The following is a 14,650-nucleotide window of genomic DNA, read 5'->3' on the forward strand; positions in this document are numbered from 1 at the left end:
CCCCCTCCGCTCCCGCCCCGCACGGCAGTACGGTGTCCGTCATGCGCCCCGACATGCCTGCCGACCACACCACGGAAGCCGAGCGCCTGCTGCGCACCGCTGCCCAGTACCCCGAGGATCACGAGCCCCTGCTCCTCCGGGCCGCGGCCCATCTGGAACTGGCCGGCGACCGCGACCGCGCGACCGGTCTCTACGACACCCTCCTCGCGGCCGCCCCCGACCACCCCCAGCTCGTCAAGGCGCTCCAGGCCGCCAACCTCTGGGAGTACGGCCACGAGGCGGAGGCCCGCGCGATCATCGACGGCCTGCGCACCGCGGCCCCGCTGGACCCGGGCCCCTGGGAGATCGTCGCCGAGACGCTGGAGTCCCACGACGAACTCGAAGCGGCCCACGACACCTTCACGACCGCGCTCAACACACTGCTCACCCCGGGCGAAGAGGTCCCCTACCCGGTCCACAGCCTGCTGATCGGCCGCCACCGCGTCCGCCGCCTGCTGGCCCTGGACCACGACGACTGGGACGGCCTCGCGGACCGCGTCAACCCCGCCTCGGTCACCCTCGACGAGCTCCACGACCCCAAACGCCTCTGGTCCCTCGGCTCGGACAACCCCGCCGAACTCCAGGCCGAGATCACCCGCCTCCGCGCCGAACTCGGCTCGTACCGCTCGGCCCTGTCGCGCCCGTTCCCGGTGGCGATGCTCCACTGGCCGGCCCCGGAACTGACCGAACTCCTCGCCGCGTACCCGACCCTGACCACCGAATACCCGTCCCACGAGACCCACCTGTCCCACCTCGAATCCTCCCTCCGCGACCTCGCCGCCACCGGCACCCCCAACCTGGGCATCGTCACGGCGACGGTCCCGTCGTACGAGGCGTTCGCGGCCTCGGAACAGTCGTCCCCCTCCAACACGGACCTGCTCCCCCAATACGCCACCACCCTCGCAGCCCGAGGCCGAGCCACCCCCTGGCCCCCAGCCCGCAACGCCCCCTGCTGGTGCGGTGCAACAAAGCCCTACAGGTCCTGCCACGGGGTGTAGGGCAGCAGCCCGTGGACCCGCTGGACGGCTACTCCCCGGCGCGTCCTGACGCAGCGCCCACTCCGTATCCAGTTCAGCACCCCCTCATTTCAGATCTTCGTGACGCTTCACCGGTGCAACTGGCAGACTGTTCAGGCTTGTTCGACGCGTGGCGGGCAGGTCTTGGGGCGGCTGCCGCGTCGGGTGAGCGCCAGGCTCCACGGTTCCGATGCGATGTTCAGTCTCGTCGGGCAGGAAACGCTGCTGGCCGGGCCGGGTTCTGAACGGCGTCGCAGAGGGGTGGGCCGCGCAGGCCGGTGGCCCGGGGGTGCGGATGTGGTCCTCGGCGCGGGCCCGCTGGTCGTCCCGCAGCTCCGGCGCGGCGATCGGCCTGTCCTCTCGCCGGCCGCGGGACGAGGACCTACCCGTGCTTCCGCACCCGGGAGTCCACTCGGCATGATTCCGCGACCGTGAACCGAAAACGCGGTCGGGAAATGGGACACTGGGACTATGCATGCCGCACCCTCGTCCAGCCCTGACGTCTCGGCCCGCATGAGCCGGCAGACCAACCAGGACACCGGTGCCGAACGGGCGGTGCGGCAGCTTCTCCATGCCTCCGGATATCGCTACCGCACGCACTATCCGGTTCCGGGCATGCGCAGACGGAAGATCGACATCGCGTTCACGCGTGCCAAGGTTGCGGTCCTCATCGACGGCTGCTTCTGGCACGGCTGCCCGGAGCACGCCACCAGTCCCAAGGCGAACGCGGAATGGTGGCGACAGAAGCTCGATCGCAACGTCGAGCGGGACCAGGAGACAAACGCACAGCTGCAGTCCGAGGGCTGGACGGTGCTGCGCTTCTGGGAACACGAGTCACCCGATGCCGTCATGCGTCAAGTGGTCACGGCTGTCGAGCAGGAAAAGGCGAGCAGGCGTAAATGACCAACGGAGGGCGGGGGCCGATGAGCGAACTACGATTCGTCGACATGTGCGCGGGTGCGGGTGGCTTGGCCTTGGGGCTGGAACACGCCGGCTTCGAACCCGCACTGCTCCTGGACAAGAAGCCTGTGGCTTGCGACACACTGCGCAGGAACCGTCCGGCGTGGCAAGTTCTGGAAGAGGACCTGCTGGACTTCTCCCCTTCGCAGCACCAGGAGATCTACGACATCGATCTGCTGTCGGCCGGACTGCCTCGTGTGAAGTCCAGCGCGACCGTCGCGCGGGCCGAGACCGAGGCCGAGCTGCGCTTACTGGAAGCGACCGTATACCTGGCGCATGCCATCCAGCCCCGAGCTCTGGTCATCGAGAACGTACCGGAGTTGGTGGGCGCTCCCGACTTCGAGCCGATACGCGACCTCATCCGCAAGGAACTGCATCATCTCGGCTACCGGTTTCGGTGGTTTCTCCTCAACGCAGCCGACTTCGGGGTGCCGCAGAACCGGAAACATGGGCTGCTCGTCGCGTTCAAGAATCAGCATTTCGACGCCTTCCGTCCACCGGAGCCGACGGTTCGCGAACATCTGTCCGTGGGCAGAGCCCTGCGGCGCTCGATGGCCATGCGCGGCTGGCGGGACGCCGACCGCTGGGCGGCCCAGGCGCTCAGCGTGGCGCCGACCTTGGTGGGCGGGTCGGACAGGCGGGGAGGCGCGGATCTCGGACCGACAGGGACGAGGAAGGCCTGGGCCCGGATGGGAGTCGATGGGGGCACCGTGGCCGACAACGTTCCCGGCCCGGACTTCGTCTGGGCGCCGGAGGCGGGGCGGCAAGGGATGGTCAGGATCACGACGGACCAGGCCGCGCTCCTCCAGGGTTTCCCGTCCGATTGGGGATTTTCCGGGAAGAAGACGGCTCGCTACCGCCAGATCGGGCATGCCTCCCCACCGCCGCTGGCCAAGGCGCTCGGGCTGGCTGTCCGAGCCGCATTGGCGGCACCCGCAACCCCCGTCGCCGGCTACACTTCAACCCCATGAACAGCTCGGGAACACAGGTTCACCATCTCGACGGAATCCGGATCCTGGACCTCTTTGCAGGTCCTGGCGGACTCGACGTGGCTGCACATTTCCTGGGCTTCAGGAGTATCGGGATCGAGTGGGACCGGAACGCGTGCGAGACCCGCTACGCGGCGGGCCTGCCGACGATTCACGCCGATGTGAGCACCATGCGCGAGACCCGCTTCGACGAGATCCCCAAATCGGTCGATGTACTCGCCGGCGGGCCGCCCTGTCAGTCCTTCTCCGTCGCGGGAAACGGCGCGGGACGGGTGGCGCTGGACACCGTGAAGGATTTCATTCACCGCCTGGTGGACGGGGAGGACGAAGCCAAGATCGACGACGATCTGCACACCCTCGGCAAGGACCCACGCACCGCCCTGGTCCTGGAGCCCCTCCGCTGGCTTCTCAAGGCGATCGAGACAGAGGGCCGCGACCCGTACAAGGTGATCGTCCTGGAACAGGTGCCTGCTGTCCTGCCCCTCTGGGAGGTCTACGCGAAGCTTCTCCGCGGTGGCGAGGGACGACTCAACGGCGTCAAGTACGAAGCGGAATGCTGGGAGTTGAAGACCGAGCAGTTCGGGGTCCCGCAGACGCGCACCCGCGCCGTACTCGTCGCTCGTCGCCCGGGGCATGGGGCCATCGAACCGCTCGAAGCGACTCATCTGCCCTTCGACCTGCATCGAGGGAAGCGCAATACCGCTCAGGCCGACTTGTTCCCGACCGATTCCGCCATTTCCGGTACCAAGCAACGCTGGCTGTCCATGGCGGAGGCTCTCGACGCGGCGAGCAAGCCGAAGGGCTCGCCTGTGGACGTGTCCCGGCTCCGGACGGGAGGCGAGATGAAGTTCTTCGTCGTCTCGAACTACGGCTCCGGGGGCGACCCGAAGAACCGAGGCCGGCGTATGTCCTCCGAGCCCGCCTTCACGGTCACCGGGAAGGTTTCTCGGAACAAGGTGTACAAGTCCATCGAGGAGTACGAAGCGGCGAAGTCCGATCGCTTCACCATCCCCGAGTCCGGCGTTCTACAGACCTTCCCGCACAACTTCCCCTGGTCGGGAAACGACCAGGCACAGCAGGTCGGCAATGCCGTACCACCCCGGCTCGGCATGCACGTACTCAGCAGGGCACTGCGCGGAGAAGCCCCCTCGGACGACGAGTTGGCGACCTCGACCACTTGGCCGCCTGTGCCCCAGACCACCATGGACGAGCTACGTGCCATCGGATGCGGCGATCAGAGCCGATGCCCACCGGACTCGCACAAAGTCACCCGCGCTCCTCGACGTTCCGCCCCCTGACCGGCGCATCCGCGAACAGCTCCCCGAAGTGGGCGACGAGTCTTTGAACCACCTCCTCCGGGACACTCGCCTCCTCCGGACCTTCAGGAAGGCTGTTCCGGGGGGACGGAAGGGCTGATTCGGCTCCTGCGATCCAGTCACGCAGAGGCTCACCGTCACGCTCCACGTCCGGGGCGATGACGTCGTACATCAGTGTCGCCGCAGCGGCGTTGACAGCGGGCGTCAGGGCGTTGATCTCGCGACCGGTGCGCACAATCCCTCTCTCCATGAGTCTGACCAGAGCAAGCGCGGTTGGGCGATGGTCGGCGATGTCCAGCCGGAGAGCGGAGTTGAGCATGTCCTGATTTCCACAGGCCACGACGACGGGGTGGTAGTCCGACCCGTCGCGGAAGAGCTCGGCCGCCCACCAGAGTCGGGCGAACGTCTGCTTGTAGTGCGGGCCGACGAACTTGTCCCGGGCCACTCGTCCGTGCGAACCGTCCGCCTTCGGCTCGGGCAGGTGCCGCCAGACGACGTAGTCGGGAGCCATCCCGAGGGCCATATACGTCCAGAGCCTCTTCTCGGCCGCTTCCCGGCGAGTCAGACGAAGAGTCTCGTGCAGCCGCGGCGCCAGCCATGCATCCGCGGCCGTGGGGCGCTCGTCCCGGAATCTGGCCATGGCGTCGTCGATCAGATCGCGTACCCGGTGCAGCCCCAGTCGCGCATCGTCGCCGGGCAGCTCCTCCGTAACCTTGTTCAGCGCGATGGAAGGGACGTCATCGCGTCCTTCGAGCAGTCCTGCGGAGATGTACTCGGCAGCCTGTACATCGGAGATCAGAGCAAGTCGTTCCGGCAAGTACTCGGGGCGGGAGGTCATGCGCGGGTCTCCTGGTCGAGTCGTTCGATGTCGCGGACCGTGCCGGCCAACGCTTTGGGGACCCCGGCGCGACGGGCGGCTGCGTACTGGATGCGCGGTTGTAGATCCGCCCAGCTCCCTTCGCCGGTACGTCGGGTGTGAACCTCGCGGAGAGCGTCCTCAACCGACCGCCCGGGAACGATGTCCGGGAGCATCTCGCGGAGCACCGCACCTCGCCAATCGGGGGGGAAGAGCGGCATCCCGTCGTCCTCGATCTCCAGGTCACCGATAGCGGTGTGGAATACAGCGGTCCACACATCGGCGCACATCTGGGCCAACAGCATCTCGCCCACGACGCTCTCCATCTTCGAGCCCTGTCCTTCCACGAGCGCCACGAGACCCTCGAAATCCGAATTCAGGCGGACGGTGGGCATCCGCCCCGCGGTGTCCACGATCCAGGGCGCGTCCCGGAAACTCCGCAACGATTCGGCGCCACGGGCGAAACTGACCGTGGTGACGTCGAGTTGGCGATCCCTGAGCGGAGCGTCGGCCGTCATGTCGATCAGCCAGTCCTGGTCGGTGGAGGCGATGATCCGCCCCTCCACCTCCCCGACCGTGGCCACCACGTGCACAGCGAGAGACGCACGGTCCAGGTGATCGTCCCTGTCGAGCTCGATCTTCCCCGTCCATTCCCTACCGCCCTCCGCGCTGAGCGTCAATCGGGCAACAGTGCGCACGTTCGTGGCCCCCTCCGTCAGAACGGCGACCACCACGACATCGGACCAGCAGCCCCTCGCCTCGATCTCGCGAGCCGGTACGTCCGCCGTCAGGGCGAGCCGGGCCGTTTGCCAGTCGCCGCGCTCAGCCCTACCGAGAGCCACGACCTGCTGGACAACCGAGAATCCCCTGTTGTCCAAGTCCTCGCGGGTGCCGTCGGGGCCACGCAGCCGCACGGCCGTGACCCGCGCCGTCACCGCGCCGGTCAGTCGGGGGTACGGGTAGGCCCTCACGCGACATCTCCCTTGCTCTCCTGCAGTTCGACGACGAGACCGGTAAGTGCAGCCCTCACCGGATGTGTGGACACATCGGTAACCCCTCGAAAGACGGCACGGCGCGTACCCGGCGGGAAAAGCAGTACGCCGTCGGACACTTCACAGTTGCTGACAGCGACGAGCTCGGCCCACATCACCACTGGACGAGGGCCGGAGCGAACCTCCAGCTTGGCGACAGGGCTCATGCGCCAGAGCTCTCCCCCATGCGGCACCTTGACCTCGGCGGTGATCTGCCACGCACCGGAGGGGTCGATGACAGCATCCAGATCATCCAGTTTCGGCGGCGCCACCATCCCCTTGACCTTGTTCGTGGGCTTGTGCGAGATCTTGAGCCTGTTTCGCACCTTGCTCGTGCCGCTCTGCTTCTTCTCTTTCGGGATCGCTACAAGTGAGTGCACGGCCCTGTTGGTCTCCGACGTCAACGCCGCGATCCGCCGATGGGCCGAGGGCGAGTAACGCATCCGCAACTCTTCGGTCTGTCCCCACTTGTTGTGCTCCGGCGGCTCGGACGAACGCAGAAACTCCTCGGCCTCAGCAGCGAACGGCGCGTCGTCCCCCGCCGCCCGGCCGACAAGCAGAACTGCCTGGAACGGGTTGGTCCCCACAGGAAGGCCGGGCACCCAGCTGGTCTTGACCGTCATGCGATTGCCACGCATCGCGGTCACCTGGTTGATCCTCCCATCGGCGTCAGTGGCCTCTGTGACGAGGAGTACCGCACGGTGCTCGCCGGCCGTAGAGGCAAGACCATCCCTTTCGGGAACCCTCAATGGCACGGTGGCGAGAGCTACTTGACCTGCCTCGGTGAGGCGATCCACCGTGGTACCGCTCAGGAAGGCATGGAGAGCGCGCGAGCGCGCTGGTTGATGCACTTGTGGATCGACCCGCTCCTCCTCAAGATATTCCACGCCATTGCGCAGCGTCCGCACCGATGCCTCCAACAGCGGTCGGCGGTCGCCTCCCGCTGTCATCGCGGCCCAGAAGTTGCGTCCGAGAGCACGAACCAACCGTTGGTGCATGCGCTCCAAGCTGTCCTCGTCGTCGTCCACGTCGCCTTCCTGATCCTGCCCGGGTCCGGCGAGGCTGGCGACATCATGTGCTCCGACGATCAAGAAAGACGTGCCGGGATCATCGCCCTCGCGGGTGAGATGCAGGCTTTCGACCGTGCCTTCGTCAGCCCACCAGGAGCGCACGACCTCTGTGTTGTCCGACTCGGCATCCGGCCGACCCAGCCAAGCGGGACCGGCATATCTCCTTCCGCCCACCTCTCGCCAGGGCAGGTCCAGTCGTCCGATCAACCGCCGCTCGGTGTGTCCTTCATGAGGCTCGGAGAGCGTGGAGTTCATGAGAACGAGCCCCAGACGGCTGGTCGCCCAGAGGGTGGCCTTGCCGAGACCGTATGAACCACCTGCCGCAGCATCCGACTTGCGACTCTCGAGTTGACGCCGCACCACGGCTGCGAATCGTCCGTCCTCGTAGTCGTCTCCTGTCAGCCCGTTGGCGTTGTAGTCGTCGACGCGAAGAAGGACCAGCCGATCCCGCTCGAACATCTCTCGCACACCGGCGCTGATGACCCGTCCGACTTTCTGGTCCTGCGCTGCGGCCGCTTCGTAGTGGGGGTGCAGGTCGCCCCAGCGGATCGCGGTACGGAACCGGGCCAGAGCGTCGCCGGACAGCTCATGCAGGGTGTAACGGACCCTGACCGGGCGGTCGCTCCTCCTGTCGCGCTCGTCCAGGCTGTTCTGGGTCGCCTCGCGGGCCAGGACCTCCAGATCGGCTTCGAAAGCAAAGGCAGCCGCATTACCGAACTCCCGGCCACCATCGTCGTGTCCAGGACGGTGGTACCAAACGGCCGGCATCTTTGCAGATTCGACCTGTTGTTCCGGACCAACCGCAGAACCCTGCCCGGTCTCGTCAGCGGATCCGTAAACCTCCCGCACCTTGACCAAATGGTCCGGGCTGGGCAAAGAGCGGTTGCCGAGCCAGGACTCTACAAGAGCTCGTGTCAATCCCAGGCGGTGCGCCAGGTCACTTTCGTCCGTCCCATTTTCCTGCATGCGCTCGGCCAACCACCGACCGAACTCTGGTTGTTTCGTGGTCACTGTTCCCTCTTTCCCGTCGGAGCTGCTCTCTGCCGGCGTGTCGACGCCGTCGTCATGCAGTGACTCGCCGGGCCCCGTTCCCTCGCGCCCTTCCGGGCCTCCACGAAGTGCGGCCCCTGCAGCGGCCTCCTGAGCGACCTGTCGAGCGGCCTTCACACGACGGCGTTCCGAGACAGGATCGTCGGGATCCAATCCCATTTGAATCCTCAGATCCTTGAGTGCGCGCTTTTCGATCTGCCTAATACGTTCGCGCGTGACCCCTATTCGCTTACCGATTTCGTCCAGCGTCCAGGACGTTCCGTCGACGAATCCGTATCGCAGCAGAAGAATGTTCCTGACTCTCTCCGTGAACGCACACGCATCGAAGAACTGGAACAGCTCCTGGCGCTCGAATTCGGACCGAAGTACCCGTTCCGGGCCCGGCACAGGATAGAACTCATCGACGACCAGCTCCCCGAGAGTCACGTTCTCACCGATGGGTTGTTCGAGCGACAGAAGCGCCCGATGCCCCAGTCTCAGACACTCCAAAACCTTTTCGGGACCGAGTCGGCAGGCCAAGGAGAGATCATCCACATTGGGAATTCTCCCCTGGTCGATAAACGCCCGCTCCGCCTTCCGCACCTTCTCCACATCGGTCCAGATGTGAACCGGGAGTCGAATGACGGCCCCTTCGTTGACCACAGCTCGAGTGATACGTTGCCGAATCCACCAGGTGGCATATGTGGAGAACTTGCACCCCATGGAAACGTTGAACTTCTCCACTGCGCGAATGATGCCTATCATTCCGTGCTGCGCAAGGTCCTCGTACATGGGACTGCCTTGCCAGTGCCCCAGGCCGTGAAGGATCTTATGAACGAGACGCTGATTATGAATGACCATTGCGGTTAACGCCCTGTACGCTTCGCCGTCTTGCGGAAGCGTCGCCGGATAGCCATCGGGCAACAACTCCGAGGCCCCTCTGTCTCCTCGGAACAAGAGGCAGAGCCCCACTTCCTCCTCGGCGCTCAGCAGGCGCCGGTGCGGGTTCACTCGCCTCCGATCCACCTCCAGCAGATCCCGGGCCGTACGACGAGCCGCTTCCAAGTCGTCGACGCGAACCGTACCTCGAAAGGACTCCAAGTCCTGGGCTTCCTCTTCCACCTCGAGGGAATCCAAGTCGTCGAGAACCTCGTCGGAACCTGCCTGGCGTCCACCGGTCGCGCTCTGCGTGAACACCTGCTCGTCCTGGCCCTGTTCGTCTTCCATCTCCGCTGCTGCCAGGGCTTCGTACAAGGCATCGGCCTCCGGCGCATCGAGGCGTGCGGCCCTCGCCACCTGCCCCAAAGCCGTGCGGCGTTCCAGTCCTTCGGCCATGAACCGACGGACGAGGCCGATGAGCAGATCCCAACCGGCTTCGTTCACACGTCTGCTGGACGAGCCGCCCCGCTCCGTCATCATCACGCCCCCGCGCCCGCGCTCGATCTCTGTCCCCCGTAGTCCATCACTCATCGGGCCGTCGCTGCCAGCGCTTCTTACCAGGGGGCGTCCCGCGATGATCCATCACTCGGTATCTTGAAGAGGTGTCGGCGTGACAATGGGGAGAGTGGATGCGGATTATTCCGAGTGAGATCTCGAGCAGCACCAGAAGCCAGGCCGAGCGAAGTGTGTTCGCGGCGCTCAAGGCGATTCCTGACGACCAGAGCGTGGCGCTGCACTCGGTTCATCTCCCCCAACACCACAAGAAGCGTGTCGGCGAGATCGATTTCGTCGTCATCATGCCCGACATCCTGCTCTTCATCGAGGTCAAGGGAGGTCGGGTCCGCCATCGTGACGGGAAGTGGTACTACGGCCCGCCAGGTCGCGCAGTGGGCCCCAAGGAGAGCCCTTTCGCTCAGGCCAGCGGGGGCATGCACGAGTTCGATCGGGAGATCGGCGCCCTGGTCGGCGACTTGAGGGATCTGGGCGTCCCGAGCGGATACCTCGTGATCACCACAGACGTCGATCTCGAACGAACGACCGAGTTCGAGCCCCAACAGTATCTCGGCAGCGCCGAGTACAACGGCGGACGCGGTCTGGCCAAGGGTATCGAGCGAGCGACCCGTTTCTGGCTGACGAGGAACAGGTGGGCCCGTACCCCCGTCTCCGCCGCCCTGCGCAAGCGGATGCTGGAGGCCGTACGCCCGGATTTCGACCTCGTGCCCAATGTGCAGTCCCGGCTGACGAACCTCGAGGTCACCTTCGAACGTCTCACCAACGAACAACTTGACAGACTGGACGAGTTGGAGTCGATCCCACGCCTCATCTGGACCGGTGGGGCAGGTACCGGAAAAACGTTCCTCGCCGCCGAGGCGGCCCGCCGAAAGTCCGCCGGCGGCAGTGTCCTGTTCACCTGCGCGAGCACCACGCTGGCCACCCACATGGGCCGGCTCCTCACCGACGACGCGATCACCGTCTTGCCGTTCGACCGACTGGACGAGGTCCGGGCCCGCACCTTCGACCAACTGATCGTTGACGAGGCGCAGGATCTGATGACCTTCGAGAGTCTCAGTACCTTGGAGGAGCTGGCTTCGGGTGGTCTCGGCGAAGGCCGATGGATCTTCATGCTCGACCAGAACAACCAGGTGCTGGCCCCCGAGGCCTACGATCCCGACGCCTGGGAGTACCTGCGTCCTCTGGGCTCCGTTTACGGCCCCATGAAGCGCAATTGCCGCAACACTGTGCAGATCGTCAACCAGGTTCGCTTCTACACGGGCGCCGACCTGGGTGTTGCCTCCGCAGGTGAGGGAGAGCCGGTGCGCTTCGCCGATGTGCGCGACGCTCCGGACGAGGCCGCCGTCCTCGATGGCTATGTGACCGAACTTGTGCGGGAGGGTGTCTCACCACGGGACATCACGCTGCTGTCCGCCTCGGGAGACTGGGAAACGAGCTCGGCTCGTCTGTCGCAGCGAGCCTCGAAAATCGAGCGGTTCGCCGATGTTGTCGGGACCGACCGCACGAAGCACCGTCTCACCTGGTCGTCCGTCTCCGACTTCAAGGGCCACGAGAACCATGTCGTCTGTCTGATCGACCTCGAACCCGAATACCTCGAAGGCCGGCTCGACGCGCTGTACGTCGCCTGGACCAGGGCCCGCGCTCAGCTCTGGGTTGCTTGTCGCCCCGAAACCCGCCAGGTGCTGAAAGACTTGGGCGTGGCAGTACTGACGCGGGAGGGACGTGTCACGTGAACGATTCCGCATCCCGACTCTCCGATCACCGTACCGACTTCGTGCAGTACCTGCACCGGCAGTTGGTCGGCCCGCCCGCCGCAGAGGACGAGACCCTCGTCGACCCGCCTGACCGGCGCTACCTGATGGGCACGTTGTATCCGCGTGGAGCCTCCTTGCTGGAGCACTCGCAGGAGGATGGAGAGGAGGCTTTCAACGAGACAGCGGCCGGAGGCGGAGAGGAGGACAACTTCGCCGACGATCCGGTGGCCGAGGCGAACGCCTGGCTTCCGTCTTCTCTCGGCTTCTCCTTCTTCACCAACGCCTCCGAGATCGAGGTGGCGTGCGGGGCCTCCCGTTACGTGACGTCCCGCGAGGGCGGGCGGCGCAGCTGGCGAAGGCAACCGCGACTCTCCACGACGAAGCTCGTCACCGCGGAACAGACCGACGGGATTGGCGTTCTGGACGACCACGGTCGTCTCCATGTTCGGTGGCGCTCTTTCGGAGACGGGCATCTCGTCACATGTGTGCTGGCGAACGCGCATGACGAAGAGGAGAGCTCGTACAAGAACCGTGACCTGATGCTCTTTCAGGCCGAACTGCGGGCGACGACAATCGGCGGAACCATCCTGGAGTATCCGAGCACCCGTCTCAACAGCCGTGACGAGGAGGAGCAGGAGCTTCGAGTCCAGTACAGGCACATCGTGACCAGGGCCGTGGGACACGGCTGTGCCGTCGAGTGGAACACCGATTCCGGCCCGGTCACCACGGTGCGAGCACAGGTCATGCCGCAGCAGGTGGTCGAGCACATCAAACCCGACGGCCCCAAGGACCTGCCGGTGCTCAACCTCGCGCACCTGGCCCGGACAGATCTCGCGGTGGAAGACCTCCGTGCCGAACTGCACGCCTTCGTGCAGGGCTATCGCGACTGGTTCGAGACCCAGCGGTCGCAGGCGGAGGACTTGCGGCAATGGGCCACCGCACCCGCCACACGCATCCTCTGCCGCATCGAGACCGCGCTCGACCGCATGGCGTCAGGGGTGGATGCCCTCACCGCGTCAACCCCCGCAGGAGACAAGGCACGCGACGCCTTTCGCCTGGCCAACCGGGCCATGGCGCTCCAAATGCTCCACAGCCATCCGGATCTGGCGGGCAGCCGTCGTCGCAGGGACAGCGAAGTAGTCGAACTGTCCGAGCCGGGTGACGCCTATGCGTGGCACCCGTTCCAGCTCGCCTACTTCCTGCTCGTGGTCGAGGGGCTGATGAACCCGGAGCACGAGGACCGTAAAACGGTCGACCTCATCTGGTTTCCCACGGGAGGAGGCAAGACGGAGGCATACCTCCTCACCGCCTGCTTCGAGATCCTCTGGCGCCGGTTGCGATTCGGCGCGGCCGGGGGCGGCACGGCCGTTCTGAGTCGATACACGCTGAGCCTGCTCACCACCCAGCAGTTCCAGCGCACGGCGACGGCGATCTGCGCCCTGGAGTACATCCGGAGAGGACACGACGGGCCGCTGCCCCGCGATCTGGGGCAGGAACCCATCTCCATCGGACTCTGGGTGGGCCAGGAGACGACGCCGAACAAGATCGCCGTCGCGCAGGACGAGCTCAGTGCTCTGAAGCAGATGAACGCACCCGATGATCGCTTCCTGTTGGAACGCTGTCCCTGGTGCGGCACCGAGATCGTCCCGGAACGACATGGCCAGGACCGGGACTTCGGCATCCGCGCGGATGGCATCAGCACCTCGTTCTTCTGCCCGCGCAACACCTGCGTCTTCCACGAAAAGCTTCCGGTGTCCGTCGTGGACCAACAAATCTACAAAGAACCGCCAACCTTCCTGCTCGGCACCGTGGACAAGTTCGCGCGACTGGCGTGGGAACCGGAGGCCGGGAACCTCTTCGGCAGGACCGGCAAGCGCGCACCATCGCTGGTGATTCAGGACGAGTTGCACTTGCTGGCCGGCCCATTGGGGACAACGGTCGGTCTGTACGAATCGGCCGTCCTGGAGTTGTGTGCCTGGGGCGGTACCGCGCCGAAGGTCATCGCGTCGACAGCGACGATCCGACGCTCGCAGGACCAGATTCGCAGCCTCTACGGTCGCCCCGCACAGCTCTTCCCCCCGGCCGGGATCAAAGCCGGTCATTCCTACTTCGCCTCTCCCGACGAGGACAAGCCCGGACGTCTGTACGTGGGCGTCATGGCGCAGGGCCACACCGCCTCGACCTCGACCGTTCACGTGGGCGCCGCCGCATTGCAGGCCCCGAAGGAGGTCTGCGACGACGACGCTCTGCGCGACGCATATTGGACTGTGGTCGCTTATCACAACAGCTTGCGAGAACTCGGACGAACCGTCACGATCGCGCGAGACGACATCCCGGCGCGGCTTGAGCATCTGACGAAGGACGACACCCGTCGCCGCGAGCTGAACGACGACTCAGTGGTCGAGCTCACCAGCAACATCCCGCGCGCTGCTCAACCACGACTCCTCGAACGCCTGGGCAAGAGCTTCAAGGAGCCCGGTAGCGTCTCCTTTCTTGCCACGACCAACATGCTCTCCGTGGGCGTCGACGTCCCGCGGCTCGGCCTCATGCTGATGAACGGGCAACCCAAGACGACTTCGGAATACATCCAGGCCACCAGCCGCGTGGGCCGCCGTCATGTACCCGGACTGATCGTCACACTCTTCCGCTCGGCCAAACCACGCGACCGATCCCACTACGAGTCGTTCGGTGTCTACCACCGCTCGCTCTACCGGCACGTCGAACCGACCAGCGTCACACCGTGGTCCATGCCCTCTCGCAAGCGAGCCTTGCACGCCGTACTCACCATCCTGGTGCGGCACGGAATCGGCCTGGACACGGAGAACAAGGCGGGGGACATCCTCGATCACAGCGACGAAGTCGACCGGATCCGTGACCTCGTGGTGGCTCATGTTCGGCGGGCCGATCCGGACGAAGCCGATGCCGCTGCCGAACAGTTGGAGTCGCTGATCGAAGACTGGCGGCACGAGGCCGAGATCGCACGTGGCGATGGAAGTCGTCTCTACTACCAGCCCCAGGGGCGGACGCACTCATCACTCCTCACCGACTTCGGCAAGCAGGGCGGCCTGTGGGAGACGGCCCAGTCGATGCGCAACGTCGACCGTGAGTGCCTCGTCGCCGTGAAAGGAGCGTGAGAGC

General features: G+C 65.6%; 9 protein-coding genes and 1 pseudogene. 6 read left to right on the plus strand and 4 right to left on the minus strand.

The features are described 5' to 3' along the window. Window positions 1-41 precede the first annotated feature (41 nt). The 4 genes from ACZ7LS_RS04185 (at window position 42) to ACZ7LS_RS04200 (ending at window position 4,302) form a co-directional block, all read left to right on the plus strand. Entirely contained in the window at window positions 42-1,037 is a 996-nt protein-coding gene (locus ACZ7LS_RS04185) for an SEC-C metal-binding domain-containing protein (RefSeq protein WP_382521260.1), read from the plus strand. A gap of 489 nt (window positions 1,038-1,526) precedes the next feature. After that, on the plus strand, window positions 1,527-1,958 hold the full coding sequence (locus ACZ7LS_RS04190; RefSeq protein WP_382521258.1) for a very short patch repair endonuclease: 432 nt from the start codon (window positions 1,527-1,529) through the stop codon (window positions 1,956-1,958). Between the two features lie 20 nt (window positions 1,959-1,978). Next, window positions 1,979-2,986 (plus strand): DNA cytosine methyltransferase, encoded by a 1,008-nt coding sequence (locus ACZ7LS_RS04195; protein ID WP_382521255.1) that lies wholly within the window; start codon window positions 1,979-1,981, stop codon window positions 2,984-2,986. Continuing rightward, window positions 2,983-4,302, plus strand: a complete 1,320-nt coding sequence (locus tag ACZ7LS_RS04200) for a DNA cytosine methyltransferase (RefSeq protein ID WP_382970106.1) — start codon at window positions 2,983-2,985, stop codon at window positions 4,300-4,302. The genes ACZ7LS_RS04195 and ACZ7LS_RS04200 overlap by 4 nt, the downstream gene beginning before the upstream one ends. Here the strand turns inward: ACZ7LS_RS04200 and ACZ7LS_RS04205 are convergent. The 4 genes and pseudogenes from ACZ7LS_RS04205 to ACZ7LS_RS04220 form a co-directional block, all read right to left on the minus strand. Beyond that, on the minus strand, window positions 4,271-5,158 hold the full coding sequence (locus tag ACZ7LS_RS04205) for a DUF6339 family protein (protein ID WP_382521250.1): 888 nt from the start codon (window positions 5,156-5,158) through the stop codon (window positions 4,271-4,273). The genes ACZ7LS_RS04200 and ACZ7LS_RS04205 overlap by 32 nt on opposite strands. Then, window positions 5,155-6,111, minus strand: a complete 957-nt coding sequence (locus ACZ7LS_RS04210; RefSeq protein WP_382970110.1) for a hypothetical protein — start codon at window positions 6,109-6,111, stop codon at window positions 5,155-5,157. The genes ACZ7LS_RS04205 and ACZ7LS_RS04210 overlap by 4 nt, the downstream gene beginning before the upstream one ends. A 32-nt stretch (window positions 6,112-6,143) precedes the next feature. After that, entirely contained in the window at window positions 6,144-8,243 is a 2,100-nt protein-coding gene (locus tag ACZ7LS_RS04215; RefSeq protein WP_382521653.1) for a transcriptional regulator, read from the minus strand. A gap of 255 nt (window positions 8,244-8,498) precedes the next feature. Further along, window positions 8,499-9,776, minus strand: a pseudogene (locus ACZ7LS_RS04220) (sigma-70 family RNA polymerase sigma factor); the annotation flags it as partial. 98 nt (window positions 9,777-9,874) lie between these two features. Between ACZ7LS_RS04220 and ACZ7LS_RS04225 the strand changes: the two are divergent. After that, window positions 9,875-11,491, plus strand: coding sequence for a nuclease-related domain-containing DEAD/DEAH box helicase (locus ACZ7LS_RS04225; protein WP_385132495.1), 1,617 nt, complete (start codon window positions 9,875-9,877; stop codon window positions 11,489-11,491). Continuing rightward, window positions 11,488-14,646 carry a helicase-related protein gene (locus ACZ7LS_RS04230; protein ID WP_382521241.1) on the plus strand — a complete coding sequence of 1,053 codons (3,159 nt, stop codon included), beginning with the start codon at window positions 11,488-11,490 and terminating at the stop codon, window positions 14,644-14,646. The genes ACZ7LS_RS04225 and ACZ7LS_RS04230 overlap by 4 nt, the downstream gene beginning before the upstream one ends. Window positions 14,647-14,650: the final 4 nt, after the last annotated feature.

It is taken from the genome of Streptomyces sp. NPDC039430 (assembly GCF_055639435.1).